The sequence below is a fragment of the Cupriavidus necator genome, from assembly GCF_040578825.1.
Taxonomy (GTDB): domain Bacteria; phylum Pseudomonadota; class Gammaproteobacteria; order Burkholderiales; family Burkholderiaceae; genus Cupriavidus; species Cupriavidus necator_E.
This window is the reverse complement of record NZ_JBEFLI010000026.1, coordinates 45,284-70,789: the sequence shown is the minus strand read 5'-3', so window position 1 is coordinate 70,789 and position 25,506 is coordinate 45,284. Positions and strand designations below refer to the sequence as shown.

General features: G+C 68.6%; 23 protein-coding genes. 12 read left to right on the top strand and 11 right to left on the bottom strand.

Annotation, left to right across the window (positions count from 1 at the left end; all coding sequences use genetic code 11):
* Positions 1-232 precede the first annotated feature (232 nt).
* The 7 genes from AB1I47_RS15145 to AB1I47_RS15115 all read right to left on the bottom strand — a co-directional run bounded on the left by AB1I47_RS15145 (position 233) and on the right by AB1I47_RS15115 (position 6,317).
* A complete protein-coding gene (locus tag AB1I47_RS15145; protein ID WP_354684560.1) occupies positions 233-409 on the bottom strand; it encodes a hypothetical protein in 177 nt (58 codons plus the stop codon).
* 251 nt (positions 410-660) lie between these two features.
* Positions 661-1,368, bottom strand: a complete 708-nt coding sequence (locus AB1I47_RS15140) for a GntR family transcriptional regulator (protein ID WP_407935846.1) — start codon at positions 1,366-1,368, stop codon at positions 661-663.
* Positions 1,369-1,445: 77 nt separating this feature from the next.
* Complete coding sequence (locus AB1I47_RS15135; RefSeq protein WP_354684559.1) at positions 1,446-2,444, bottom strand: 2Fe-2S iron-sulfur cluster-binding protein; 999 nt, start codon at positions 2,442-2,444, stop codon at positions 1,446-1,448.
* Positions 2,445-2,466: 22 nt separating this feature from the next.
* Positions 2,467-2,946, bottom strand: a complete 480-nt coding sequence (locus AB1I47_RS15130; RefSeq protein WP_354684558.1) for a GlcG/HbpS family heme-binding protein — start codon at positions 2,944-2,946, stop codon at positions 2,467-2,469.
* Between the two features lie 29 nt (positions 2,947-2,975).
* A complete protein-coding gene (locus AB1I47_RS15125) occupies positions 2,976-4,421 on the bottom strand; it encodes an aldehyde dehydrogenase family protein (RefSeq protein WP_354684557.1) in 1,446 nt (481 codons plus the stop codon).
* A gap of 36 nt (positions 4,422-4,457) precedes the next feature.
* A complete protein-coding gene (locus tag AB1I47_RS15120; protein WP_354684556.1) occupies positions 4,458-5,189 on the bottom strand; it encodes an iron-containing redox enzyme family protein in 732 nt (243 codons plus the stop codon).
* A 432-nt stretch (positions 5,190-5,621) separates the two neighbouring features.
* On the bottom strand, positions 5,622-6,317 hold the full coding sequence (locus tag AB1I47_RS15115) for a sulfite exporter TauE/SafE family protein (RefSeq protein ID WP_354684570.1): 696 nt from the start codon (positions 6,315-6,317) through the stop codon (positions 5,622-5,624).
* Positions 6,318-6,741: 424 nt separating this feature from the next.
* Here AB1I47_RS15115 and AB1I47_RS15110 point away from each other — a divergent pair, with 424 nt between their 5' ends.
* From AB1I47_RS15110 to AB1I47_RS15095, 4 genes are all read left to right on the top strand, one after another.
* The gene (locus tag AB1I47_RS15110; RefSeq protein WP_354684555.1) at positions 6,742-8,280 is read left to right on the top strand and encodes a hypothetical protein; all 1,539 of its coding nucleotides are present in this window, start codon (positions 6,742-6,744) and stop codon (positions 8,278-8,280) included.
* Between the two features lie 84 nt (positions 8,281-8,364).
* The gene (locus AB1I47_RS15105; protein WP_354684554.1) at positions 8,365-8,715 is read left to right on the top strand and encodes a 2Fe-2S iron-sulfur cluster-binding protein; all 351 of its coding nucleotides are present in this window, start codon (positions 8,365-8,367) and stop codon (positions 8,713-8,715) included.
* Position 8,716: 1 nt separating this feature from the next.
* Complete coding sequence (locus AB1I47_RS15100; protein ID WP_354684553.1) at positions 8,717-9,034, top strand: ferredoxin; 318 nt, start codon at positions 8,717-8,719, stop codon at positions 9,032-9,034.
* 36 nt (positions 9,035-9,070) lie between these two features.
* Positions 9,071-9,373 carry a 2Fe-2S iron-sulfur cluster-binding protein gene (locus AB1I47_RS15095; RefSeq protein ID WP_354684552.1) on the top strand — a complete coding sequence of 101 codons (303 nt, stop codon included), beginning with the start codon at positions 9,071-9,073 and terminating at the stop codon, positions 9,371-9,373.
* A gap of 168 nt (positions 9,374-9,541) precedes the next feature.
* On the opposite strand, the gene AB1I47_RS15090 is transcribed toward AB1I47_RS15095, so the two are convergent.
* From AB1I47_RS15090 to AB1I47_RS15080, 3 genes are read right to left on the bottom strand one after another with little or no spacing between them, the layout of a single operon-like run.
* Positions 9,542-11,263 (bottom strand): cobaltochelatase CobT-related protein, encoded by a 1,722-nt coding sequence (locus AB1I47_RS15090; RefSeq protein ID WP_354684551.1) that lies wholly within the window; start codon positions 11,261-11,263, stop codon positions 9,542-9,544.
* Positions 11,260-12,282, bottom strand: a complete 1,023-nt coding sequence (locus AB1I47_RS15085; protein WP_354684550.1) for an AAA family ATPase — start codon at positions 12,280-12,282, stop codon at positions 11,260-11,262. The genes AB1I47_RS15090 and AB1I47_RS15085 overlap by 4 nt, the downstream gene beginning before the upstream one ends.
* A 47-nt stretch (positions 12,283-12,329) precedes the next feature.
* Positions 12,330-13,160 (bottom strand): IclR family transcriptional regulator, encoded by an 831-nt coding sequence (locus AB1I47_RS15080; protein ID WP_354684549.1) that lies wholly within the window; start codon positions 13,158-13,160, stop codon positions 12,330-12,332.
* Between the two features lie 337 nt (positions 13,161-13,497).
* Here AB1I47_RS15080 and AB1I47_RS15075 point away from each other — a divergent pair, with 337 nt between their 5' ends.
* The 8 genes from AB1I47_RS15075 (at position 13,498) to pdeM (ending at position 24,969) form a co-directional block, all read left to right on the top strand.
* A complete protein-coding gene (locus tag AB1I47_RS15075; protein WP_354684548.1) occupies positions 13,498-14,934 on the top strand; it encodes an amino acid permease in 1,437 nt (478 codons plus the stop codon).
* A gap of 66 nt (positions 14,935-15,000) precedes the next feature.
* A complete protein-coding gene (pdxR, locus tag AB1I47_RS15070; protein WP_354684547.1) occupies positions 15,001-16,554 on the top strand; it encodes a MocR-like pyridoxine biosynthesis transcription factor PdxR in 1,554 nt (517 codons plus the stop codon).
* 128 nt (positions 16,555-16,682) lie between these two features.
* On the top strand, positions 16,683-17,102 hold the full coding sequence (locus tag AB1I47_RS15065) for a nuclear transport factor 2 family protein (protein WP_354684546.1): 420 nt from the start codon (positions 16,683-16,685) through the stop codon (positions 17,100-17,102).
* 16 nt (positions 17,103-17,118) lie between these two features.
* Positions 17,119-18,561: an NAD(P)/FAD-dependent oxidoreductase gene (locus AB1I47_RS15060; protein WP_354684545.1), complete on the top strand. Its 1,443-nt coding sequence runs from the start codon at positions 17,119-17,121 to the stop codon at positions 18,559-18,561.
* A 210-nt stretch (positions 18,562-18,771) separates the two neighbouring features.
* On the top strand, positions 18,772-19,893 hold the full coding sequence (locus tag AB1I47_RS15055; RefSeq protein ID WP_407935845.1) for a ligase-associated DNA damage response exonuclease: 1,122 nt from the start codon (positions 18,772-18,774) through the stop codon (positions 19,891-19,893).
* Entirely contained in the window at positions 19,890-21,563 is a 1,674-nt protein-coding gene (locus tag AB1I47_RS15050) for an ATP-dependent DNA ligase (RefSeq protein ID WP_354684544.1), read from the top strand. The genes AB1I47_RS15055 and AB1I47_RS15050 overlap by 4 nt, the downstream gene beginning before the upstream one ends.
* Positions 21,560-24,247: a ligase-associated DNA damage response DEXH box helicase gene (locus AB1I47_RS15045; protein ID WP_354684543.1), complete on the top strand. Its 2,688-nt coding sequence runs from the start codon at positions 21,560-21,562 to the stop codon at positions 24,245-24,247. Before AB1I47_RS15050 ends, AB1I47_RS15045 begins: the two co-directional genes overlap by 4 nt.
* A 2-nt stretch (positions 24,248-24,249) precedes the next feature.
* Positions 24,250-24,969 carry a ligase-associated DNA damage response endonuclease PdeM gene (pdeM, locus tag AB1I47_RS15040; RefSeq protein WP_354684542.1) on the top strand — a complete coding sequence of 240 codons (720 nt, stop codon included), beginning with the start codon at positions 24,250-24,252 and terminating at the stop codon, positions 24,967-24,969.
* On the opposite strand, the gene AB1I47_RS15035 is transcribed toward pdeM, so the two are convergent.
* Positions 24,954-25,439 carry an SDR family NAD(P)-dependent oxidoreductase gene (locus tag AB1I47_RS15035; RefSeq protein ID WP_354684541.1) on the bottom strand — a complete coding sequence of 162 codons (486 nt, stop codon included), beginning with the start codon at positions 25,437-25,439 and terminating at the stop codon, positions 24,954-24,956. The two genes, pdeM and AB1I47_RS15035, sit on opposite strands and share 16 nt — an antisense overlap.
* Positions 25,440-25,506 lie beyond the last annotated feature (67 nt).

Here is a 25,506-nt window from a genome sequence, read left to right as displayed (position 1 = left end):
AACCGCGCCAGCAATGGGACGCGGTGGGGGCGTATAGGACAGGCTTCGGGAAGTACTGCGGTGCGTTGGTATACTATATTCACTCCTGCGCAGAGAGCAAGACGAATATGGCGTGCGCAGGCGCGCTGGACGGCGCAGCGGTGGTGGACAGCTGGGGAGAGTAGTCGGCGGGCAGGACGCGCGCCGGGAGGCAGCGGCGGCGCGATGGCGCCGTCGTGTCAATCAGGCTGGATCAGCAATGACCATGGCGCGGCGCGCGGCCGCGGAGGGCCAGGAAGAAGCGGCCGATATCGCGCAGGCGCAGCGGAAGGAGCGGCGTGGCATGGCGGACGGCATCGCGCGCGGCAAAGTGGCGCAGCAGTTGCTGGCCGACGGGTTGCGAGAGATAGCGTTGCTCGGGCGACTGCATGGTAAATCCCTATTTTCTGGAATGCCTACAGTATACACATATTGGTGCAATGCGTCATGACGGGGCGCGCAACGCCCAATTGCCGGGCAGGCAATGAAGAGGCTGGCAGGGAACTAAGATGTCGGCGCCCGATGGCGCAGCAGGAAATCCGGCGCGGCGTACGCCGCCGCCGATATGGGGAAGGCTTATTTCAATGGAACCGGCCTGGAGCGATCAGGCACCACGTTGGGAACCGGCCGGGCGCAACGCCCTCAGGCCGCCTGCGCCCTGCCCTGCCCTTCCACCGGCAGGTCGGCCGCCTTGGCGGCGCTGTAGACATGGCGCGCCGCCAGCAGCGCGGCAAGGTCGGCATCCCCCGCGATCACGGCCTGCAGGATCTGCGCGTGCTCGTCCCAGTTCTGGCGCGCGCGCACCACGTTGGCCGGACCGAACAGCACGGCGGTGCGCTCGCGCAGCGAGCGCATCATTTCCTGCAGCACGCTGTTGGCGGCAATGGTGCCGAGCACTTCATGGAAGCGGCTATTCAGGGCGAGCAGTTCATCGGCGCGGCCCTGCGCGGCGGCCTCCATGCCCTGGCGCAGCACGGTCTCCAGTTGGGCAACCAGCGCCGGGTCGCGGCGCTGTGCGGCCAGCTTGGCGTTGAGGCCTTCCAGCGTGGCGCGCACCTCCACCATCTCCCGCGCGATCACCGGCGACAGGCTGGCCACCGACGCGCCGCGGCGCGGCTCGATCAGCACCAGCCCTTCGCTGGCCAGCGCGCGCAGCGCCTCGCGCACGGGAATGCGCGACACGCCCAGTTCCGCCGACAGCTTGTTCTCCACCAGCCGTTCGCCAGGAGCGTACTTGCCGTTCAGGATGCCTTCGCGCAGCTTGTCGGTGACAAGGGCGAACAGCGGCGAGTGGCTGGCACCGAGGCTCAGCGGCTCGGTGGGCGCGGCAGGAGACGGAGGGATGGACATGGGTCGGCAGAGGCGTAAGCGGAAAGGCTGGCGTTATTGTATACCAGGCCTCCAGCTGTATACCGAGCAATGTCTTATCAATCCCGCTGGAAGGTGAAGCTGTCGGCATAGATGTGATCCGGACTAGCCCCACGCGCCAGGAAAGCGGAGCGCGCGTCACGAACCATGTTGGGGGAACCGCACAAATAGATGGCATGCTCGCTCAGATCGCCCAGGTCGGCCAGCGCCGCATCGTGCACGTAGCCGCGTCGCCCCTGCCACCCGGCGCCGGCGCGGGACAGGACGGGCACGTACTGGAAGTCGTACAGCCGTTCGCCCCACGCGGGGATATCGGCGTGCAGGTACAGGTCTTCCGGCTGGCGCATGCCCCAGTAGAGCGACACCGGCGGGCAGTCGGGATCGTCCATCAGCGATTCGAGGATCGCCTTGATCGGCGCCAGCCCGGTGCCGGTGGCCACCATCAGCAGCGGCCGGTAATCCTTCGCGCGGTAGAAGAAGGTGCCGAGCGGCAGTTCGACATCAATGGTGTCGCCCGCCTTCATCCGCGGCAGGATGCCATCGGTGAAGGCGCCGCCCGGAATGCGCCGCACGTGCAGGTCGACCCGTCCGTCGCGCGGCACCGAGGCCATCGAGAAGCTGCGCGCGCGCCCGTCCGCGCTCAGCAGCTTCAGGTACTGGCCGGGGCGATAGTCAAGGGCCCCCGCGTCCGGCACTTCCAGTTCGATGTGCAAGACGTCAGCCGACAACGGGCGCACAGCCTGCACCAGTGCCCGATAACGCGCGGGCCCGGCGCAGGCCTCGTCCTCGCGTGCCGGGCTGATCACGAGGTCGCCCAGCGGCTGCGCCTGGCAGGCCAGCGCATAGCCGGCCGCAGCCTCGTCCGGCGCCAGGCCGAACGGTTCCTCGTCGTAGCGGACCCGCCCCTCGAGCAGCCGGATGCGGCAGGTGCGGCAACCACCCAGTTGGCAATCGTGCGGCAACGCGATGCTGGCGCGCTGCGCGGCCTGCAGCAGCGTCTCGCCGCGTTCAACGAAAAAGACCTGCTGCGTTTCGGCGATCTGGATGCGGTACGACATGGACACCTCCGCGCAATCGAGCTTACTTCTTGATATCGGCCTGCACCAGCACCTTCAAATCCTGCGGCGCCAGCAGCTCGGCCAGCGCCTGCAGCGCGGCCAGCCCGGCCTGCGTGTCCTGCTCGCCGTTGCCGCCCGACAGGCCGATGCCGCCGATCACCTCGTCGTTGACGACAATCGGGAAGCCGCCCACGAACGCGGCGAACTTGCCTTCGAAACTCCACTGGATGCCGAACGCCTCGTTGCCCGGCAGTGCCGGCCCGTTGGGCGGCGTAGTGAACAGATGCGTGGAGCGCTTGTGGCCCGCGGCCGTGAACGCCTTGTTCCATGCGATCTGCGGCCCGGTGATGCGGGCGCCGTCCATGCGCTCGAGCGCGAGCGGGTAGCCGCCCTCGTCGACCACGCAGATCGACTCCAGCACGCCGATTTCCTCCGAGCGTTGGATGGCCGCGGCAACCATATGACGCGCCTCGCGCAGTTCCAGCTTGATGGCTGTTTTCATGTCTCTCTGACTCCTTGTAACGGCCGGGCTCACGCGCCGCGGTAGACCGTCTTGACCTGCGTATAGAACTCCAGCCCGGTGCGGCCGGACTCGCGGAAGGTCGAAGTGCTAGAGCGCTTCACCCCGCCGAACGGCGCGTTGACCAGGTTGCCGGTGGTGGTGCGGTTGACCTTGACCGTGCCCGCCTCGATGTCCGTGGCGAAGTGGTGGATGGTGCGCGGGTTGCTGGTGACGATGGCCGCCGCCAGCCCGTACTCGGTGTCGTTGGCCTTGGCGATGGCGTCGGCATAGTCCGTGAAGCCCAGGATGGCGATCACCGGCCCGAAGATCTCCTCGCGCGCGATCCGCATCTGCTGGGTCACGTCGGTGAACACGGTCGGCGCCACGTAGTAGCCCTTGTCGAAGTCGCCGCCGGCGAGGCGCACGCCGCCGCACAGCAGCGTCGCCTCGGACTGGCCGATATCGATATAACGCAGCACCGTTTCCAGCTGCTTGTGCGAGGCCAGCGGCCCGAGGTCCATGCCGGCCGTCATGCCGCTGCCGACCTTGAGCGTGGCGACCTTCGCCAGCAGGCGTTCGGTGTATGCCGCCTTGACCGACTCCGCCACCAGTACGCGGCTGGTGCCGGTGCACGCCTGCCCCGACAGCGAGAAGCCACCCTTGATGGTCAGGTCGACCGCGCGATCGAGGTCGGCGTCTTCCATCACGATCAGCGGGTTCTTGCCACCCAGCTCCATCTGCGTGCGCGTGGTCAGCGGCACGGCGCGGTGGATCTGCTCGCCGGCGCGCGACGAGCCAGTGAACGAGATCGCCCGCACGGCCGGCGCCTCGGTGATGGCCGCGCCGATGTCCGCCGCGCTGCCGGTGATGAAATTCAGCACGCCCTTGGGCAGGCCCGCCTTGACCAGCGCCTCGGCCAGCCGGTAGCCCGACAGCGGCGCCTCGGACGACGGCTTGAACACCACCGTGTTGCCGGTCACCAGCGCCGGCGCGATCTTGCGCGCCGGGATCGACACCGGGAAATTCCACGGCGCAATCACCGTCACCACGCCCAGCGGCTCGCGCTGGCTGTAGACGAGCTGGTCGGGGTCGTCGTTCGGGTACACCTCGCCAGTGAAGGTCTGCCCTTCCACCGCGTAGAACCGCAGCGTCTGGGCCGAGCGCAGGACTTCATCGCGGGCCAGCGCCAGCGCCTTGCCTTCCTCGCGGGTCAGTTCGGCGGCGATGCTGTCGGCGTTGGCCTCAAGATGGTCGGCGGCGCGGTTGAGAATGGCGGCGCGCTTGCCCACGGGGGTCTTTTTCCAGCCGGCGAACGCAGCCGCCGCGGCGGCGACGGCCGCCTGCGCGTCTACCGCGGAAGACGCCTGGAAGCGCCCCACGATATCGGCGGTGTCGGCCGGGTTGACGTTGTCGAAGGTGCGGCCGGACTGGCAGGCCGTCCATTCGCCGTCGATATGGTTGAGGAATACGGTCATCGTCGATCCGGTAGGGAGGCGGAAACGAGGCGCCGCTCAGGCGGCCATGTCGAGTTCGGGCAGCGGCAGTTCTTTCTCGACGTAGTCGTGATAGAGCGCCGTCGTATACAGCAGCCGCATCTGCGCGCCGATCTCGCAGATCTTCAGGCAGCGCTGCTGCAGCTCCGGCGTGTTGGCGTGCTCCAGCACGATCTGGTAGCCGCGCTCGCCGTGGATCTCGTCCGAGACGATATGCAGGTCGAAGAATTCGACTTCCTCGTCGGTGAACCGGTACTTGTCGCGCAGCGTCGGGGTCTGCTTGCGGTAGATCGACGGCACCTGCGACTCCAGCCCGACTACCAGGCCGGCCACTGCCACGATCGGGTCTTCACGCATGGCCACCGCGTAGCACCAGCTCTGCAGGCCGCGGGTGGTGGGCGACATATTGTCCGGATCGATCACGCGCTCGCGGGTGGTGCCGCAGGCTTGCGCAAAGCGGATCAGCAGGTCGGTATGGCGGTCGCCGCCGATTTCTTCCTCATACATATTGGCAAGCAGGAAATCCTTGGCTTCGGTATAGCGGTCCGGCGTGCGGGCGTAGATGTAGCCCAGGTAATCCGCGAACGGGCCGACGTAGTGATAGTGGTTCTCGGCCCAGCGTGCGAGATGGGCGCGGGTCAGCTTGCCGCTGGCCCAGGCCACGCTGAACGGCGCCTTGTTGGCGCTCTTGCCTTGGATGGCTTCTTCGAGGGCGGCACGGAATGCTTCGCGGTTCATCAGTTCGGCCATGGCGGAGGCTCCTGGTTGGCAATGTGGGCGAGTGGGTGGGTGGAATGCCGGGGTCTCTTCGTAAATCGAGCGGCCCTTGCATGGTTGTATACTATATACAGCAATGTAGCGCCGACAAGGGCTTCGTTGACTAATCACGTAAGTGTTTACCCGGCGACTGACGGCGCGATGCTCTCAGGCGGCGCGACGCTCCGCTGCGCCAAGTGATCCGGGACCAGGCGAAGCCCGCAGTGCCACGTCTACCAGCTCCACGCCGACTGATTTGTAGATCACGATGTCGTCGTCCCGCTGGCGCGGCGATACCTTGCACGCCCTGCGTGCCGCGGCCGCGCCAGCCGCTGCGCCGCGAGCGTGGTGCAGGCGGCCGTGCGCAGGCGCGTGATGGCGTGGGATGGGGACAGGGAAAGACAGAGATCTCTGCGGGCCAGCGCCTCATGAAAAGGCAGTGCGCCCGAGCACACCGAGCGCCCCGGCAGCGCAAAGACCCAGCAGCAGCCGGCGCACGGCCCCGGGCGAGACGTGCCCGCGCAACCGGTTCGACAGCGCGAAGCCGGCAAACAGGAATGGCGCAAGGGCCGCCGCCAGCACCAGTTGCGGCAAGCCGAAGCGCCCCGCCAGCGCCAGCATGGAGAGCGACAGCACCGCGCCCCCGGACAGGATGCAACCCATCGTCGCGCGCAGCGGTGCCGGCGCCATGTGCTGCATGACCAGCGCGAACGGCGGCGCGCCGGCCGAGGTGATCGTTCCCATAAAGCCCGACAGGGTGCCGGCGATGGCCACGTTGGGCGAGGTCGGCAGCAGCCGCCAGCCCAGCAGGCTCAGTGCCACGGCGGCGAGTATCGATACCGAGAACAGCACCCCCAGCGGGCCCGGCGCCAGCCACGCCATGGTCAGCACCGCCGCCGCCCCGCCCAGCGCGCGCCCGATCAGGGCGAAGCCTGCGATGCGCCACGCGATCGCCTCCCGCTCACGCAGCGCACCCATCAAAGAGAGACAGCAGCCCATCGCCAGCAGCGGTCCCGGCACAAGGTCGGGGAAGAAGATTGCCCCGAGCGGTGCCGAAAGCATCGCAAAGCCGATCCCGCCCACGCCTTGCAGGCAGGCGCCCACGAGGATGAGCGCCCCCATCCATAGATAAGAGGAGACGGAGAGGCCGGCGGGAAGCAGGGAGAACAACGTGGCGGGCAAGGCAGCGGTCATGGCAGGGTCGGAACAGCGGCTTGAAAGGCGCGAATGAAGCGCGTCGGAGGGACGGACTCATAGGGGGCCCGTCTCCTGCTTATAGTGCTCGCACTTCGCGTCCGCCACCAAGCGGTATACAGTCTACATTGACCAGCGGGCGCCTGACAAACTCTGTGCACCGCTCGCATCGTCGCAGGCCCAATAAAAGTGCGGTGTTCTGGCGGTTTGCACCAGTCTGATCTAGGCGTAAGTCCGTATGAGAAACCTGTTGTCGCGAGCTTGCGCCGGAATATAGTATACCGACACCAAGGGTTCCGCGGCTGACAGAGAACCCGAGGCCCCACAACCCCTCCGCCCCCAGGGAGTCTTCATGTCACAACAAGTCGTGATCGGTGCCGCGCACTGGATCTATCTGTCAGGGGTAGCAGTCATCGTGCTGACGATGATCCTGCGCGCCAATGTTGTCGTCCCTTCCATCGTTGGCACCGCCCTGGTCGTCTTTGCCCTCACCGGCAGCCCGGTCTCGGCGCTGGGCGGGGTGTTTTCCGCGAGCCTGGTTGCCGCCAAGGAGCTGTTCAATATCTTCCTGGTGATCGCGTTCATGACCGCGCTGCTCAATGCGCTCAAGACGCTGCGCTCCGACATCCGCATGGTCGAGCCCTTCCGCGTGGTGATGAAGAACGGGCATTCGGCGTTCTTTATCCTGGCGGGCATCACCTACGTCATCTCGCTGTTCTTCTGGCCGACCCCCGCCGTGCCGCTGGTCTCGGCGATCCTGCTGCCGGCCGCCATCGCGGCGGGGCTGCCGCCGCTGGCGGGCGCAATGGCGATTGCCATCGCCGGCCAGGGCATGGCGCTCTCCTCGGACTATGTGATCGGCGTGGCGCCCGGCATCAGTGCCAAGGCGGCCGGCGCGGCGGTGAGCGCCGCGGTGGTGGCCGATCGCGCGCTGGCGCTGTCGATCATCACCGGCACTATTGCGCTGTGCCTGGCCTACCTGTCGATGCGCAAGCATATCGTGCCCGCCTGCGGCACCCTGCTCGACCGCTGGCAGGCGCGCGCCGGCGGCACCGCCGAGGCACTGGAAGGCGGCGGCACCTTCGACAAGGCCGAGATCGCCAGGGGCACCGCCCATGCCGAGCCGCTGGCCACCGACTGCAATATCGAAGCGAGCCTGTCGATGGTGGCCCGGCGCCGGGTGAAGTGGTCGAAATGCTTCGCGATCGTGACGCCCGTTGCTTTCCTCGCGGTGGTCGCCGTCATGGTGCTGCCCAAGCTGGGCACCGGCGTGCAGGACCTCAAGGGCGGCGATGCGGCCGCGCTGGTCGGCGGCGTCGCGGCGGTGCTGATGATGCTGGCGACACTGGCCGCCGAAGGCCCGCGCCGCATGCTCGACGTGTGCCCGGAGCACATCACCGACGGCTTCGTCTTCGCCTTCAAGGCGATGGGATCGGTGCTGCCGATCGCTGGTTTCTTCTTCGTCGGCGCCGGCGAAACCGCCGCGCAGATCCTGGGCCTGCCGCCGGGCAAGGCGCCGAGCCTGCTGTTCGAACTGATCCAGGCCTACCAGCACATGATCCCGGACAACCACGTGCTGGTCGCCTTCGGGGTGCTGCTGGTCGGCATGATCACTGGCATCGACGGCTCCGGTTTCGCGGGCCTGCCGCTGACCGGCACGCTGGCCGGCGCCCTCGGCCCGGTGGTCGGCTTCGACCCCGCCACGCTGGCCGCTGTTGGCCAGATGGGCGCGGTCTGGACCGGTGGCGGCACGCTGGTGGCGTGGTCGTCGCTGATTGCGGTGGCCGGCTTCGCCCGGGTGCCGGTGCTGGACGCGGTGCGCGCGCTGCTGATCCCGGTGCTGATCGGGCTGGCCTGCTCCACCATAGCCGCCATGGTGTTGTGGTCGTAGGCGGCTGCAAGCGCCGCCTGGTCCAACAGATTTCCCCGAATTCTCTTGACGCCGGGTGGGCGCCCATCCGGCAGGAACCGCACGATGCCGACCGTCACTTTCCACAAGCAGGGCCAGACCTTTGTCGACGAGGTCAAGCCCCAGACCAACCTGGTGGTCCGCGCCGGGATCCGCCAGTTCCCCTACCCCAACCTGCGCTACGAGTGCGGCATGGGCAAGTGCTCCAAGTGCGCCTGCCGCGTGATCGCCGGCGCCGAACACCTGCCGCCGCCCAACTGGAAGGAAAAGAAGCAGCTCGGCGAGCGGCTCGAACAGGGTTACCGGCTGGCCTGCCAGCTCTGGATCGAGCACGACATCGAACTGGCGCAGGACGACCTGCCCGGCGCGGCGACTATCACCGCCGCCACCCTGGCCACGGCCAGCGCGCACGCCTGACATGTTCGTCCTGCTCACCAGCCGCCCGGGCCAGTTCCGCACCGAGCCCACCGCGGGCATGACCGCGGTCGAGGCGTACGACTACGTCTTCTACGGCAAGCGCACCGCGCGCTTTGTCATCGCGGAACTGGGCGCCGCCACCAAGGTGCGGGTGGTGGAAGAAACGCCGCCCGGCATCGTCAACCTGGTGTCGACCAAGTTCCTCGACCAGTACGCCACGCTGGAGGCCGCCCGCGCCGCGCTACGCGAGCTGGCCAGCTTCGGCAGCATGGATATCACCCTGGTCCCCACGCCGGTCGCCGGGGGCGGGCGGTGCTGATCCTCGGGCCCTCACGCACGCAACCCATTCATCGCCATGATCCAGATCACCTTCCTCACCAACCACGGCAAGACGGTCAGCGCGCCGCCCAACAGCAACCTGCTGCGCGTGTCGCTGCGCGAACAGGGCGGCATTCCGTTCAAGTGCGGCGGCGGATTGTGCGGCACCTGCAAGTGCCGCATCGAAAAGGGCCACGAGCACACCGACGCGGTCAAGCCGAAGGAACAGAAGCTGCTGGCGGAGGCGGAGCTGGCCGCCGGGTTCCGGCTGGCCTGCCAGACCTTTATCAATGGCGACATCGCGGTGTCGTGGCAGCCGAAGGAGGCGGGGCGCGCGTGATCGTGGTGGCGGGCACCTGCTGAGTATCGCTGACAGCGGAAGCCCTCGCCAGGCAGCCGCGTTGGCATGGGGCTTACGATGACCCAAACACCTGAGCAGCTTGTATGAGCTTTCCGTCATGTACGCGTAACGCGTACATCTTGAAAAACCGAACAACACCCGGCTACCTCACCGCCGCCGTGCTCCGACCAGCCCCGCCACCTCATCCAGCATCGCCATATCCACCGGCTGCGACAAATCCAGCGCCAGCGTGTGCCGGTAATACGGACTGAGATCCAGCCCTACCCCCAGTCCAAGCACCTCAACGTCCCGCAGCGCCTCATGCCGCGCCACCACCGCCTTCAGGTGGTTGTCGAGGTAGCAGGCGTCATTGGCCTGCCCGGTCGCGGTATCCATCGGGCTGCCGTCGGACACCACCAGCAGGATGCGGCGCGCCTTGCCGGTGGCGTGCAGGCGCGCGCAGGCCCACTCAACCGCCTCCCCATCCACGCCTTCGCGGAACAGGTCGGCCTTGAGCAGTGCGGCGATGTCGGTGCGGGCCCGGCGCCAGCTGCGCTGCGCGTCCTTGAACACCATGTGGCAGGTCTCGTTGAGCCGCCCGGGATGCGCCGGCCGGCCGCGCGCCAGCCAGTCGGCGCGGGCGCGGCCCCCGTTCCAGGCATTGGTGGTGAAGCCCAGCACCTCGGTGGCGACGCCGGCCTGGTCGAGCGCGCGGGCGAGCATGTCGAGCAGCAGGGTCAGCGGCTCGGCCTGCGCCTTCATCGAACCGGAGCAATCGATCAGGAAGCCCACGACGCAATCGGCATGGGCCTTGTGCGCTTCGCGGCGGAAGAGCCTGCGTTCGGCGGGCGAGCTGACCAGTTGCGCCAGGCGGCGGCCGTCGATGCGGCCGCTTTCCTCGCCGAAGGACCAGCCGTCCACGCGCGGTTGCGCCAGCGCCGCGCGCAGCCGGCGCGCGAGTCGTGCGAGGTTGACGCCGGCGCGGGCGATGCGGGCGTCGAGCCGCGTGCGGTACTCGTCCAGCAGCGCGCGCCGTACCAGCGTGGCGGCGCGCACCTCGCGGTCATAGCGGGTGGTGAAGACGCGGTAGCCATCGGTGGCCTCGGCCAGGACGCGGCTGTGGCCGCTGTCGGCAAGGGCGAAGTCTTCCACTGGCGGTTCGTCGAAGTCGAGCCACAGCGCAAACCCCGCGCGCGCGGCGGAGGCGGCGTTGTTGTCTTCTTCGCCGGCGCCAGGCGATTCCGTTCGAACCATGTCCGCCACCGCACGCGCCAGTGCCAGCGCATGCACGGCAAACGCCGACTGGTCATGCCGATGCGCGCGCAGCCCGGCCAGCGAAGTGCCGAGCCCGGGCACGATGGCTGCGCGCGTGGCTTCGATCAAGTCTTCGGTCTCTTCCAGAACCGGCTCGCCGCTCAGTCGCGACCATGCTACCTGCGCCACGGTGTAGAGCAGGATGCCGAGATGGCCCTCGGTCAGCCCCGAGCGATGGAATGCCCGCGACCACGCCAGGAAGCGATGGCGCAGGTTCGCCGCCACGCCGGCCATGCCGCGCGGCAAGCGCGTCTCGCAACGCAGCTGCTCGAGCAGTTCGAACACCAGGCGCTCGACCGGATCGGACGGGCAAAGCCGGCGATGCAGCGCGGCATCGGAATGCACCTGGCGCAGCGCCGCGCCGTCAGCGGCGCCGCGCAGGCAAGTGGCGGTATCGGTTTCCGGATCGGTACGCAGGTGCGGCGCATGCTGCGGCACCGGCCGCATCGCGCGCCATAGCTGGCCGTCGCGGAAATGCAGCGCGGCGTCGCCCGTCAGCGCGCGCACCGCGGCGCCGGACAGTTCATCCTGCCGCTGGCGCCGGCGCAGTTGCTGCGCGGCCGCGGCCGCGCTCATTGCGCGGACTCCGGCTCGATGGGCAGGCCCGAAGCTTCCCCGGGCAGATGACCGAAGCAACGCTGGTAATACTCCGCCACCACCGGCCGCTCGGCCTCGTCGCACTTGTTCAGGAAAGTCAGGCGGAACGCCAGCGCCGGATCGCGGAAAATCTGGCAGTTCTCGGCCCAGCTGATCACCGTGCGCGGCGACATCAGCGCCGACACGTCGCCGGCAGCAAACCCGCGGCGCGTGAGGCCGGCCAGCGCCACCATCGCATCGACCAGCGCGCGGCCGGCCTCGTTGTCGAGCTCAGGCACGCGCGCCAGCACGATGCCGGCTTCCTCTTCATGCGGCAGGTAATCCAGCGTAGCGACCACGTTCCAGCGGTCGATCTGCGCATGATTGAGAAGCTGTGTACCGTGGTAGAGGCCGTTGGTGTTGCCCAGCCCCACGGTATTGGAGGTGGCAAACAACCGGAACGACGGATGGGGCCGGATCACGCGGTTCTGGTCGAGCAGCGTGAACTTGCCGTCGCGCTCCAGGATGCGCTGGATCACGAACATCACGTCGGGCCGGCCCGCATCGTATTCGTCGAAGATCAGCGCCACCGGGCGCTGCAGCGCCCACGGCACGATGCCTTCCTGGAACTCGGTCACCTGGCGCCCGTCGCGCACCACGATGGCATCCTTGCCGACCAGGTCAAGCCGGCTGATATGCCCGTCGAGATTGACGCGCACGCAGGGCCAGTTGAGCCGCGCGGCCACCTGCTCGATATGGGTCGACTTGCCGCTGCCATGCAGGCCCTGCACCATCACGCGCCGGTCGCGCATAAAGCCGGACAGGATCGCCAGCGTGACCTCGGGCTGGAAACGGTAGGCCGGGTCGATCTCCGGCACGTGGTCGTCGCGCGCGCTGAACGCCGGCACCATCAGGCCGGAATCGATGCCGAACACGCTGCGCACCGGAATCATCCGGTCCGGCTTGCCAAACTGGTCTTGCGTCACCTCTTTGCTCCTCGTTTTATGCCATGTCGCCATGCCTGCGCATCGCGACCAGCGGAGCAAACCGCGTGACGCCGTGCGCGCTATTCGTCGTCTTCCGCGCCGCCGTGCCAGGTGCTGGCGCTGTCGGCTTCGATCGCTGCCAGCGCGCCGGCAGCGCGCTGCAGCGCGGGCAGCAGTTGCAGCGCCTTGTCGCGCGTGACGCGCATCACCGGGGCCTGCAGTGCCAGCCCCAGGTTGGACTTGCCGCCATCCGTGGCCGGGACCAGTACGCCGATACACACCAGCCCGGGCAGGAATTCCTCGTCGTCCATCGCGTAGCCGTCGCGCTTTACGCGCTCCAGTTCTGCCTCGAGCTGCGCGTGATCGGTCAGCGTGTTCTGCGTGTAGCGCTCCAGCTCCACATGCCCCAGCAGCCGCTGGCGCTGCGCCGGCGCCAGTTGCGCCAGGAACAGCTTGCCGGTCGCCGAGCAGTGCGCCGGTACGCGCGAGCCCGGGTGCAGGTAGAAGCGCAGCGGCGCCGCGGTCTCCACGCGATCCAGGTACAGCACTTCGCCGCCGGAAAACGCGGTCAGGTTGCAGCTCTCGCCCACCTCTTCCACCAGCCGCCGCAGCACCATGTGGCGCGCGCCGTGCGACGTGCTGTTCAGCAACAGGTTCTCCGCCAGCCTGCGCAGCCGCAGGCCGGTGCCGTATTGCCGCCCGTCGCCGTTGCGCTGGATCAGTCCCGCCGCCTCGAGCTGCTGCAGCATGCGGTGCAGCGTGGGCTTGGGCAGGCCGGTCTCTTCCACCAGTGCCTGCAGGTTGAAGGACTGGTCCTTCTCGGCGATGACCTCGAGCAAGCCGAACAGACGCAGGGCCGGCGTGTCTCCGTCCGGCTTCACGTCACTTTTGGCGAGGCGCATATCGTTCATGCCTGGCTCCATGATAGACAAGTTTCAGTTTCAGGGACAAATCATATCAATTATCGAAACTTCCGGTTGACCTGCGCCGGAAGACCACCTACATTTCGGTGAAACAACAATTTTTCGGAACTCCTCGTTCCGGATTTTTAAGCAAGCACCGGAGACTAGTCGACATGGACGGATAAGGCATCCCGCTCCCGGGGATTGCAAACACTGAACCGACCACGGCCCTGGCTGGCATTTACTGCCCCGCCACCTATACCGAAGAGAAGCCGTGGCGCCTGCCCAAAACGCTGTACTGGCTGCAACGCAGCACCGGCAGCCAGCGCAGCACAGGAGACACAACATGATCCAACAACCCACGCCTGGCAACGGGCTGTCCCACGGCCTGAAGCAGCGGCACATGACCATGATCGCCCTTGGCGGCGTGATCGGTGCGGGCCTCTTCGTCGGCAGCGGCGTCGTCATCAAGTCGGCCGGCCCGGCCGCGGTCCTTTCCTTCCTGATCACCGGTTTGCTGGTGGTGCTGGTGATGCGCATGCTGGGCGAGCTCGCGTGCGCCATGCCCGGCGGCGGCTCTTTCTACGAATACGCGCGCGAAGCCTGGCGCGACCGCCCGGCGGTGGGCAAGCTCGCCGGCTTCCTGACCGGCTGGATGTACTGGTACTTCTGGGTCATCGTGGTGGCACTCGAGGCCGTGGCCGGTGCCGACCTGGTGCGCTACTGGCTGCCCGACGTGCCCAACTGGATCATCAGCCTGGTGTTGCTGGTGATGCTGACGCTGACCAACCTGGTGTCGGTCAAGTCCTTCGGCGAGTTCGAGTTCTGGTTCGCGTCGATCAAGGTGGCCGCGATCATGGTGTTCCTGTTCGTCGCGGGCGTCTACGTGCTGGGCCTCGCCCCCGGCGCGCATGGCATGCAGGTGGCCAACCTCACTGCCAACGGCGGCTTCATGCCGCACGGCATCGTGCCGGTGCTGACCGGCGCGGTCGCGGCTACCGGCTTCTACTTCGGCGCCGAGATCGTCACCATCGCCGCCGCCGAGACCGCCGAACCGCAGAAGGCAGTGGCCAAGGCCACCAGCTCGGTGATCACGCGCGTGCTGGTGTTCTATGTCGGCTCGATCCTGCTGGTGGTATGCCTGGTGCCGTGGAACTCCACCAGCATCGCCACCCCCTACGTCAGCGCGCTGAACGTGATGGGCGTGCCGGCCGCGGCGCAGATCATGAACGCGATCGTGCTGACCGCGGTGCTGTCGGCGCTCAACTCCGGCCTGTACGCCTCGTCGCGGATGCTGTTCGCGCTGACGCGCCGCGGCGACGCGCCCAAGTCGCTGGCCCGCGTCAGCCGCAACGGCGTGCCGACGCGCGCGATTCTGGTGGCGACGCTGTTCGGCTACGGCGCGGTGGTGATGTCCTATGTCTCGCCCGATACGGTGTTCGCCTTCCTGGTCAACTCGTACGGCACTGTCGCGATCTTCGTCTATATCCTGATCGCGATCTCGCAGCTGCGCCTGCGCGCCCGTCTCGAGCGCGAAGCCCCGGACCGGCTGCGCGTGCGGATGTGGTGCTACCCGTACCTGACCTACGTGGCGATCGTCGGCATGCTCGGCATCGTGATCGCGATGGCCTTTATCCCTGACCAGCGCACGCCGCTTGCGCTGGGCGTCGTGAGCCTGGCGATCCTGCTGCTGGCGTACGCGGCGCGGCAACTGTTTCGCCGTGGCGGAGATCCGGTAGTGCCGATGGCAGAGATGCCCAGGCCAGACCTGCACGAGTCTTGATATGTTGAGGAGCGCGCCAGTGCGATATGCTGGCGCGCTTCGCCATTGCGGCAAAGGCCTCGCCCCATGAGCCTCAAGTCCCCCACCACGATGTGGTTCCAGCTGTTCCAGCAGCACGCGCTGTCGGGCCTGAGCCTGCAGGGCAAGATCCGCCAGATGCTGGTTTCGGCCATCCTCGACGAGCAACTTCCGCAAGGCGAGCCGCTGCCCAGCAGCCGCGAGCTGTCGGCGCAGCTGCGGGTGGCCCGCAACACGGTGGTGCTGGCCTACCAGCAGCTGGTCGATGAAGGCTACCTGGTGGCGCGCGAACGCAGCGGCTACTTCGTCAACCCCGAGATTCTGGGCACGCGCGTCAGCGGCGTGGCGTCGCTGCGCGGCGAAGCGGTGCCCGCGCGCACCGGCGAACCGGACTGGGAGCGGCGCTTCGTGTTCCGCCCCACCCAGCAGCGCAATATCGTCAAGCGCGCCAACTGGCGCGACTATCCCTACCCCTTCATCTACGGCCAGTACGACCCGGCGCTGTTCCCCACCGCCGACTGGCGCGAATGCTGCCTGAAGGCGCTCAGCGTGCTCGATATCCACGACTGGGCGCAAGACATGATCCTGCGCGACGACGAATCGCTGGTGCAGCAGATCCGCACGCGCGTGCTGCCGCGCCGCGGCGTCTGGGCCGGCGCCGACGAGATCGTGGTGACCGTGGGCGCGCAGCAGGCGCTGTACCTCCTCGCCGACCTGCTGGTCAGCCCCGACACGCCGGTTGGCATCGAGGAGCCGGGCTATCCGGATGCGCGCAATATCTTCGGCTCGCATACGTCGCAACTGGTGCCGCTGCCGGTTGACAACGACGGCCTGGCGCTGTCCGATGTGCAGCGCGCCTGCGACTATGTCTATGTGACCCCCGGTCACCAGTGCCCCACCACCGTCACCATGCCGCTGGCGCGCCGGCAGGCGCTGCTGCGCCAGGCCGAGGAAGCGGACTTTGTGCTGATCGAGGACGACTACGAAAGCGAGAGCCGCTTCGAAGGCGATCCCACGCCTACGCTGAAGAGCCTGGACCGCAGCAACCGCGTAATCTACGTCGGCAGCCTGTCCAAGAGCCTGGCGCCGGGGCTGCGCATCGGCTATATCGTCGGGCCGGCGGCGCTGATCGCCGAGCTGCGCGGCGCGCGCCGGCTGATGCTGCGGCATCCCTCCGCGTATATCCAGCGCGCGTTCTCGCTGTTCCTGTCACTGGGCCACTATGACGCGCACCTGCGCCGGCTGTCGGCGGCGCACCGCGAGCGCGCCGAGGCGGTGCTGGCGGCGCTGGCCACGCATATGCCCGACTTCCGCGCGGTGCCCATCGCAGGCGGCGCGTCGTGCTGGATCGAAGGCCCGCCGTGGCTCGATGCCGATGCGCTGGCGCGGCTGGCCGAACTGCAAGGCGTGCTGATCGAGCCGGGCAGCGTCTTCTTCATGGCGGATCCGGCGCCACGCAACTGCTTCCGGCTGGGGTATTCATCGATCTCGCTGGATCGCATCGAGCCTGGCATCCGCGTGCTGGCCGGCGTGGCGCGTGAGCTGCAGGCTACCGCCGGCAGCGCCCCGGCGGTCACTTCCCGGGCGCGCCCGGCGGCCTGACCGGCGGCACCGCCGCTGGCCCAAGCGATTGTCCCCAACTGGCGCTACAGCGCCACGGCCGGCTTCCCTATCCTCGAGTCATGGCCGGTCCTGAACGGATCGGCAGACAACACTCAGGAGACCAAGCCATGTCCGACCAGAACCACACCGCCGCCGGCATCAAACTGCTGCAGGCTTTCAACGACGCCTGGAACCGCCACGACATCGACGCGCTGATGGGCTTCATGGCCGATGACTGCGCGTTCCACGGCGTGGCCGGCGCCGAACTGCTGGGCCGCAGCTTTATCGGCCGCGACGCAGTGCGCGAAGGCTTCCAGCTTGCGTGGCAAACCTTCCCCGATGCGCAGTGGCTCGATGGCGAGCACTTCGTCGCCGGCGACCGCGGCGTCAGCGAGTCCACCTTCCGCGGCACCCGCACCGACGGCGCCCGCATCGAAGCGCGCATGGTGGATGTCTTTACCTTCCGCGACGGCAAGATCGCGGTGAAGAACGCGTACCGCAAGGACCGCCCGCCCGTAGTTGTAGCCACTTCTGCAGCCGCAGCCTGAATCCAGGAGACGTGCCATGGAAGCCGTAGTCCCCCGCAGCCTCCTTGCCGGCGAGCAGTCCACCGCGCCCACCCGGCCTTACGATCCCGCCTACGATCCGCTGCACACCCCCAATCCCGGCCAGGGACGCGAATACGCGCCGACCTACTGGATCGGCACCGCCGGCGCGCCGCCCGCCGACGACGGCCCGATCACGCATGACATCGACGTCGATGTCGCCATCATCGGTTCCGGCTTTACGGGCCTCACCTGCGCCATCTTCCTGGCGCAGGAACACGGCATCAAGGCCACCGTGCTCGAAGCCAACCGCGTGAGCTGGGGCTGCAGCACGCGCAACGGCGGGCAAGCGCAGTGCGCATCGGGGCGGCTCAAGCGCTCGCAGTGGATCCAGCGCTACGGGCTCGATACCGCGCTGCGGCTGCACGAGGAAGTCTGCGCCGGCATGGAGACCTTCAAGGGCCTGATCAAGGACATCGACTGCGATCCGCAGCCCGGTGGCCACCTCTATATCGCGCATCGCGACAAGGTGATGCCTGTGTTGGAAAAGGAAGCCAGGGTGCTGCGCGAGGTCTTCCACTACGACGCGCGCATCCTCGGCGCAGACACCGTGCGCCGCCAGTACGTCGACGACAAGGAAGCCGCGGGCGCGATGCATGAGCCCGAAGGCATCGGCATCCACGCCGGCAAGCTGGCCTTCGGCTACCTGCGCCGTGCGCGCGAGCTGGGCGCCACGGTGCATCCGTCCAGCCCCGTGATCGGCTGGGAAACCCGCAACGGCGTGCACTACCTGCGCACCCCCGGCGGCATCGTGCGCGCCCGCGCGGTGGGCGTGGCCACCGGCGGCTATACCTCGCAGACGCTGCACCGCGAACTGAAGAACCGCCTGTTCCCGATCCTGTCGAACTCCATCGTCACGCGGCCGCTGACCGCCGAGGAACGCGCCGCGTGCAACTTCCGCACGACGCAGGTCATCACCGACACGCGCATCCTGCGCCACTACTACCGGCTGATGCCCGACGGCCGCCTGCAGATCGGCAGCCGCAGCGCCATCACCGGCAACGACGCGCCGCAGGAGCAGTACAAGCAAAAGCTGATCGGCGACATGTACCGCAAATTCCCGGCGCTGCAGGGCATCCAGGTCGATTACTCGTGGTGGGGCTGGGTCGACGTCAGCCACGACATGATGCCGCGCATCACGCAGCCCGATCCGGCGCAATCGATCTATTACGCGATGGGGTATGGCGGCAATGGCGTGATGTACTCCGCGCAGGCCGGCAAGCGGCTGGCGGCGCTGATCGCCGGCAAGGCGTCATCGCTGCCGGAACTGCCGATCTTCCGTTCGCCGCTGCCGTTTCCGAATGTGCGCGAGATGGTGGAGTCCCGGATGTTCGCGCCGTTCCGGAGGATGGGGCAGCGGGTGCTGTATCACTGGTATCACTTGAAGGACGACGTGTTGTGAGCGGGGCGTTCTGATGGCGGAACTGCTTGCCGGGAGCGTCCGCAGTTGCTGCCGCCAGCCCCATGTCGGACCCCCACCGACACCCAAACCGGACCCCACCGCCTCCCCGGCCCGCGCCACGCAGCAGTATGATTCCCAAGTCTCCCGCCCCGGGAGCATCGCAGCCGCCGAGCCCCTCGCTAAGCGGCCGCAGTGCATCAGGAGGCACGCTTGGACCTGCCCCGGCCGCTACCGCCCGCGCCTTCCCCTGCCGGCGACCTGATCGTCGCCCGGCCGGAGGGCCTGTATTGCCCGCCGGGCGACTTCTATATTGATCCGTGGCGCCCGGTCGAGCGCGCCGTAATCACCCATGCCCACTCTGACCACGCCCGTTTCGGCCACGCGCACTACCTGTGCGCGGAGCCAGGCCGCGGCGTATTGCTGGCGCGCCTGCCCGGCATTGACCTCAATACCCTGCCCTACGGCAAGCGCATCCGCCACCACGGCGTCACGCTGAGCCTGCATCCCGCCGGGCATGTGCTGGGCTCGGCGCAGGTGCGCATCGAATATGGCGGGCAGGTGTGGGTGGCCTCCGGCGACTACAAGCTCGAAGCCGACGGCACCTGCGATCCGTTCGAGCCGGTGCCGTGCGATACCTTCATCACCGAAAGCACCTTCGGCCTGCCCATCTACCGCTGGCCGCCGCAAGCCACGCTGCTGGAGGAGATCTTCCACTGGTGGCAAGCCAATGCACAGGCTGGCCGCGCCAGCATCGTCTACGCCTACACCTTCGGCAAGGCGCAGCGCATCCTGCACGGCATGCTGCGCCATGCCGGCGCCGACGGCATGCCCGGCCCGGTGATCGTGCACGGCGCGCTGATCTCGCTCAACGCCGCCTATATCGAAGCGGGCGTGGCGCTGCCCCAGATGGCGCTGGCTTCTGCGCTGCCGCCGCGCAGCCCGCTGCTGCGCCAGGCGCTGGTGGTGGCGCCGCCGTCGGCGCAGCGCTCGCCATGGCTGCGGCGCTTCGGCGATGCGTCCGACGCCTTCGCCAGCGGCTGGATGCAACTGCGCGGCACGCGCCGGCGCCGCGGTGTCGATCGCGGCTTTGCGCTGTCCGATCATGCGGACTGGCCGGGACTGCTCAGCGCCATCGAGGCGACCGGCGCCGGCCGCATCATCGTGACCCACGGCAATGTGCCGGTGATGGTGCGCTACCTGAGCGAGCGCGGCTGGCAGGCGCAGGCGTTCGAGACCGAATACGGCGACGACGATGAATCCGCGCGCAATGAAGCGCAGGCGGCGGACACCGAAGAGAAGCCAGACGCCGGCAACGATGAGGCCGCGTCATGAAAGCCTTTGCCGACCTCTACGCCACGCTCGACGGCACCACCTCGACCAAGGCCCGTCTCGCCGCGCTGGTCGACTACCTGCGCGTGGCACCGCCGGAAGACGCTGCCTGGGCGGTCTACTTCCTCGCCGGCGGCAAGCCGCGGCAGATCGTGCCGGTCTCGCTGCTGCGCGAACTGGCGCGCCAGGCCGCGGACCTGCCTGACTGGTTGTTCGAGGAGAGCTACCAGGCCGTGGGCGATCTCGCCGAGACCATCGCGCTGCTGCTGCCCGAGCCGATGGACGCCGACCACGCCGGCCTGGCCGAATGGGTCGAGCAGCGCCTGCTGCCATTGCGCGGCCTGGCGCCCGAAGCGCTGATGCCGCGTCTCGATGCACTGTGGCGGCCGCTCGACGCGCACGGCCGGCTGGTGCTGTTCAAGCTGATCACGGGCGCCTTCCGCGTGGGCGTGTCGCGGCTGCTGGTGACGCGCGCGCTGGGCGAAGTGGCCGGCATCGATCCCAAGCGCGTGGCCGAGCGCATGGTCGGCTACACCGACCTGTCGGCCCGCCCCGATGCCGCGCACTTCCTCGCGCTGATCGCACCGGAGGGCGATGACCACCGCGAACTGCGCGGCGGCGGCCAGCCCTATCCGTTCTTCCTCGCGCATCCGCTGCAGGCGCCGCCAGAGCAGTTCGACAGCGTGCTGGGTGCAACGAAGCACTGGCTGGTCGAATGGAAATGGGACGGCATCCGCGCCCAACTGGTACGCCGCGGCGGACAGACCTGGCTGTGGTCGCGTGGCGAGGAGCTGATCACCGAGCGCTTCCCGGAGATCGTCGAAGCCGCCGCGCAACTGCCGGACGGCACCGTGCTCGACGGCGAGATTGTGGTCTGGCAGCAGGGCCGCGTGCAGCCGTTTTCACTGCTGCAGCAGCGCATCGGCCGCAAGACACTGAGCGCCAGGCTGTTGCGCGAAGCGCCCGCCATCCTGATGGCCTATGACCTGCTCGAATGGCAAGGCGAGGACTGGCGCATGCGTGCGCAGGCGCAACGGCGCGCGCGGCTGGAACAAGTGGTGGCGGACTACGTGCATCCCTCGCTCGAACTGAGCCCCCTGGTGGAGGCCGAAAGCTGGGAGCATTTCGGGCGGCTGCGCGATGCCTCGCGCGAGCTTGGCGTGGAGGGCTTTATGCTGAAGGCCGCCAGCGCGGCCTACGGCGCGGGCCGCACCAAGGACGTCGGGGTCTGGTGGAAGTGGAAGATCGACCCGTACTCGGTCGACGCGGTGCTGGTCTATGCGCAGCGCGGCCATGGCCGCCGCGCCAGCCTCTATACGGACTTCACCTTCGCGGTCTGGAACGCGCCGCCCGGCACGCCGGGCCGCGCGCTGGTGCCGTTCGCCAAGGCGTATTCCGGGCTGACCGATGAAGAGATGCGCGCGGTCGACGCCATCGTGCGCCGGACCACGGTGGAGAAGTTCGGTCCGGTGCGCAGCGTCGAGCCGACGCAGGTGTTCGAGCTCGGCTTCGAGGGGATTGCCCGCAGCGGCCGGCACAAGAGCGGCATCGCGGTGCGCTTCCCCCGCATGCTGCGCTGGCGCACCGACAAGGCCGTCGACGAGGCCGATACGCTGGCCACGCTGGAAGCGATGCTGCCCGGCGCCACCGCAAGGCGGGAGGACGCCGCATGAGCCCGCCGCGCGCCGCCCGCCAGCCGGCGGCGGACCATGCCGCCGCGCCGCTCACCGTCGCGCAGGCGGTGCCGGCGCTGTTCGCCGCGCGCAGCTGGCAACCGTTCGAATTCCAGCGCGAGGTCTGGACCGCGATCGCGCGCGGCCACAGCGGCCTGCTGCATGCCACCACCGGCACCGGCAAGACCTACGCGGCGTGGCTGGGTGCGCTGATGGCATTCGGCACGCCGCGTGTCGCGCCCTCGCACGGCAAACCCGCGCCGCCGCTGACCGTGCTGTGGCTGACGCCGATGCGCGCGCTCGCCGCCGATACCACGCGCGCCTTGCAGGCGCCGCTGGCGGAGCTCGACCTCGACTGGACCGTGGCGCTGCGCACCGGCGACACCACCAGCGCCGAGCGCGCCGCGCAGCAGCGCCGGCTGCCGACCGCGCTGGTCACCACGCCGGAAAGCCTGACGCTGATGCTGACCCGCGCCGACGCGCAGGAGACGCTGCGGCACGTGCGCATGGTGGTGGTCGACGAATGGCACGAACTGCTGGGCAACAAGCGCGGCGTGCAGGTGCAGCTGGCGCTGGCGCGCTTAAGGCAATGGCAGCCGGCGCTGATGGTATGGGGGCTGTCGGCCACGCTCGGCAACCTGCCGCATGCGGCCGACGTGCTGCTGTCCGGCGCGCCCGCTGACCAGCGTGTGCTGGTGCACGGGCACACCCCCAAGACGCTGCTGATCGACACGCTGCTGCCCGACAACGCCAGCCGCTTTCCGTTTGCCGGCCACCTCGGGCTGTCGATGCTGCCGCATGTGGTGGAAGAACTCGCGCACAGCGGCACCACGCTGGTGTTCCTCAACACCCGCTCGCAGGCCGAGCTGTGGTACCAGGCGCTGCTCGACGCGCGGCCGGACTGGGCCGGCGAGATCGCGTTGCACCACGGCTCGCTCGATCGCGAAGTGCGCGAATGGGTGGAGCTGAACCTGAAGAACGGCGTGTTGCGCGCGGTGGTCTGCACTTCCAGCCTGGATCTCGGCGTCGACTTCCTGCCGGTGGAGCGCGTGCTGCAGGTGGGCTCGCCCAAGGGCGTGGCGCGGCTGCTGCAGCGCGCCGGGCGCTCCGGCCATGCGCCGGGACGCGCCTCGCGCGTGACGGTAGTGCCCACCCACAGCCTGGAACTGGTGGAGGCGGTGGCCGCGCGGCACGCGGTACGCGCCGGCCGCATCGAAGCGCGCGAATCGCCGGACAAGCCGCTCGACGTGCTGGTGCAGCACCTGGTGACGGTGGCCTTGGGCGGCGGTTTCCGCCCTGAAGCGCTGCTGGCCGAAGTGCGCGCCGCCTGGGCCTACCGCCACCTGACCGACGACGAATGGCAGTGGTGCCTGGACTTCGTGCGCCAGGGCGGCGCCACGCTGTCGGCCTATCCGGACTTCCGCCGTGCGGTGCCGGACGATGAAGGCGTCTGGCGCGTGCCGGACGTGGGGCTGGCGCGGCGCCATCGCATGAGCGTGGGCACGATCGTCAGCGACGCGACCATGCAGGTGCGCTACTGGAGCCGCGCCGGCAGCGGCGGCTCGTCGCTTGGCAGCGTGGAAGAAGGGTTTATCGCGCGGCTGGCGCCCGGCGACTGCTTCCTGTTCGGCGGCCGGCTGCTGGAACTGGTGCGGGTGCAGGAGATGACCGCCTACGTGCGCCGTGCCAGCGGCAGGCGCCCGGTGGTGCCGCGCTGGAACGGCGGCAAGATGCCGATGTCGACCGAGCTGGCCGAGGCCGTGATCGACACCCTGGAGGCCGCCGCCGCGGGCCGGCTCGATCCGCGCACCACGCCAGAGCTGCCGCTGATCCAGCCGCTGGTGGACCTGCAGGCGCAGTGGTCGGCGCTGCCCACGCGCCAGACGCTGCTGGCCGAATCGCTGCAATCGCGCGAGGGCTGGCATCTGTTTCTCTATCCGTTCGCCGGGCGCTCGGTCCATCTCGGACTCGGCAGCCTGCTGGCATGGCGGCTGGGGCAGAAGGTGCCGGCGACGTTCTCGGTCGCGGTCAACGATTACGGGCTGGAGTTGCTGGCGTCGGCGCCGCTGGACTGGGCCCACTGGCTGCCGCAGGTGCTGGCCGAAGAACGCCAGCGCGACCTCGCCGCCGACGTGCTGGGCAGCCTCAACGCCGGCGAGCTGTCGCTGCGGCGCTTTCGGGAAATCGCGCGCATTGCCGGCCTGATCTTCCAGGGCTATCCCGGCGCGCCCAAGAGCGCGCGCCAGCTGCAGGCGTCGTCGAGCCTGTTCTACGAGGTGTTCCGCAAGCACGACCCGCGCAACCTGCTGCTTGGCCAGGCCGAGCGCGAGGTGCTGATGCAGGAGCTGGATGCGCACCGGCTGGCCGCCACGCTGGAGCGCCTGGCGGCGCTGAAGCTCGACCTGCATGAACTGAAGCGGCCGACGCCCCTGTCGTTCCCACTGGTGGTGGAGTTCCTGCGCGAGAAGCTGAGCACCGAGAAACTGGCCGACCGCATCGCACGGATGCTGGCCGACCTGGAACTGGCCGCGGGACCCGAGCCGGGCGAGGCCGCCGGCATGCCGGCCGAAGCGGTGGCCGAAGCGGCCAGGTTCGGCATGGCCGACCACGCCGGTCCGTCCGGGCGCACGCCGCGCAAGCCGCGGCGCGCGCGCAAGCCGTCGAAGCCGTTGCCGCTGCTGTGACGATGGACGCACCGGACGCCCGCGCGCTGGAAGACCACGGCGCCCACGCCGTCAACGCCGCCGGCGAAACACTGTGGCTGCTGCCCGAGCATGCGATCTGGTGGCCCGGTGCCGGCATGCTGATGGTGGCTGACGTCCATTTCGGCAAGGCCGCCGCGTTCCGCGCGCTGGGGCAGCCGGTGCCGCACGGCACCACCGGCGACAACCTTGCGATGCTGACGCGGCTGACGCGATACCTGCCGGTCGATGAACTGGTGTTTCTCGGCGACTTCCTGCACGCACGCGCGGCGCGCACGCAGGCAGTGCTGCAGGCGCTGTACGACTGGCGCCACGGCCTGCCGCGGCAGGTGCGCTGCACGCTGGTGCGCGGCAACCACGATGCGCGCGCCGGCGACCCGCCCGAGTCGCTCGACATCGCCGTAGTGACCGAGCCCGCCGTGGCGGGCCCGTTCGCGCTATGCCATATGCCCGGGGCGTCCGCGCAGGGCTATGTGCTCGCCGGCCACCTGCATCCCGCCTGCCGCATACGCGGCACCGGCGCCGACAGCCTGCGCCTGCCCTGCTTCCTGTTCGGCCGGCACGGCGCCATCCTGCCGGCCTTCGGCGCGTTTACCGGCCACGCCACGGTGCGGCCGCAGCCGGATGAGCGCGCCTACGTGGTGGGCGGCGGCCGGGTCTGGCCCGTCGGTTCAGCCAGACGTACCGCTCAGAACAGCGTATAGCCGCTGTCGATCACGAAGGTATCGCCGGTGTGGTACGCCCAAGCCGGGCTCATCAGGTAGACCGCAATGCCGGCAAAATCGCTGCCCTCGCCCCAGCGCCGCATCGGCACGCGCTTGTGCACCATCTCCTGGAAGGTATCGTTGGCCTGGGCGGCGCCGGTCATCTCGGTCCTGATCCACCCCGGCAGGATGGAATGGGCGCGGATGCCCTTGCGCGCATACTCGACCGCCAGCCCGCGCATCATCGCAATCACGCCGCCCTTGGTCGCGGCATAGTGCTCGGAGCGCGGCGCGCCCTCGATCGCCGCCACCGACGCCGTGGTGCACGGCACCCCGCCCTCCCCCTGCGCCAGCATCTGCCGCACCGCCGCGCAACTTGCCGTGGCAGCGCTGCCTAAGTCGACCGGCCAGCACAATCGCCACGGCGCGATGTAACCGGCCGACGGAGTCCCCTTTTTCTTTCCTATCATCCAACGCGTCACCGCAAACATCGTCCACTGCAGCGCCACGACGTTCCGTTGCGATGACCGCCGGTGC

Coding starts and splice junctions, on each gene's coding strand:
- AB1I47_RS15140 (WP_407935846.1), bottom strand. CDS start 1,368: ATGTCCATCCCTCCGTCTCCTGCCGCGCCCACCGAGCCGCTGAGCCTC.
- AB1I47_RS15065 (WP_354684546.1), top strand. CDS start 16,683: ATGTCCGACCAGAACCACACCGCCGCCGGCATCAAACTGCTGCAGGCT.
- AB1I47_RS15125 (WP_354684557.1), bottom strand. CDS start 4,421: ATGACCGTATTCCTCAACCATATCGACGGCGAATGGACGGCCTGCCAG.
- AB1I47_RS15035 (WP_354684541.1), bottom strand. CDS start 25,439: ATGATAGGAAAGAAAAAGGGGACTCCGTCGGCCGGTTACATCGCGCCG.
- AB1I47_RS15085 (WP_354684550.1), bottom strand. CDS start 12,282: ATGGCGACATGGCATAAAACGAGGAGCAAAGAGGTGACGCAAGACCAG.
- AB1I47_RS15105 (WP_354684554.1), top strand. CDS start 8,365: ATGCCGACCGTCACTTTCCACAAGCAGGGCCAGACCTTTGTCGACGAG.
- AB1I47_RS15080 (WP_354684549.1), bottom strand. CDS start 13,160: ATGAACGATATGCGCCTCGCCAAAAGTGACGTGAAGCCGGACGGAGAC.
- AB1I47_RS15050 (WP_354684544.1), top strand. CDS start 19,890: ATGAAAGCCTTTGCCGACCTCTACGCCACGCTCGACGGCACCACCTCG.
- AB1I47_RS15120 (WP_354684556.1), bottom strand. CDS start 5,189: ATGGCCGAACTGATGAACCGCGAAGCATTCCGTGCCGCCCTCGAAGAA.
- AB1I47_RS15095 (WP_354684552.1), top strand. CDS start 9,071: ATGATCCAGATCACCTTCCTCACCAACCACGGCAAGACGGTCAGCGCG.
- AB1I47_RS15115 (WP_354684570.1), bottom strand. CDS start 6,317: ATGGGGGCGCTCATCCTCGTGGGCGCCTGCCTGCAAGGCGTGGGCGGG.
- AB1I47_RS15100 (WP_354684553.1), top strand. CDS start 8,717: ATGTTCGTCCTGCTCACCAGCCGCCCGGGCCAGTTCCGCACCGAGCCC.
- AB1I47_RS15145 (WP_354684560.1), bottom strand. CDS start 409: ATGCAGTCGCCCGAGCAACGCTATCTCTCGCAACCCGTCGGCCAGCAA.
- AB1I47_RS15075 (WP_354684548.1), top strand. CDS start 13,498: ATGATCCAACAACCCACGCCTGGCAACGGGCTGTCCCACGGCCTGAAG.
- AB1I47_RS15045 (WP_354684543.1), top strand. CDS start 21,560: ATGAGCCCGCCGCGCGCCGCCCGCCAGCCGGCGGCGGACCATGCCGCC.
- AB1I47_RS15110 (WP_354684555.1), top strand. CDS start 6,742: ATGTCACAACAAGTCGTGATCGGTGCCGCGCACTGGATCTATCTGTCA.
- AB1I47_RS15130 (WP_354684558.1), bottom strand. CDS start 2,946: ATGAAAACAGCCATCAAGCTGGAACTGCGCGAGGCGCGTCATATGGTT.
- AB1I47_RS15135 (WP_354684559.1), bottom strand. CDS start 2,444: ATGTCGTACCGCATCCAGATCGCCGAAACGCAGCAGGTCTTTTTCGTT.
- AB1I47_RS15090 (WP_354684551.1), bottom strand. CDS start 11,263: ATGAGCGCGGCCGCGGCCGCGCAGCAACTGCGCCGGCGCCAGCGGCAG.
- pdxR (WP_354684547.1), top strand. CDS start 15,001: ATGAGCCTCAAGTCCCCCACCACGATGTGGTTCCAGCTGTTCCAGCAG.
- AB1I47_RS15060 (WP_354684545.1), top strand. CDS start 17,119: ATGGAAGCCGTAGTCCCCCGCAGCCTCCTTGCCGGCGAGCAGTCCACC.
- pdeM (WP_354684542.1), top strand. CDS start 24,250: ATGGACGCACCGGACGCCCGCGCGCTGGAAGACCACGGCGCCCACGCC.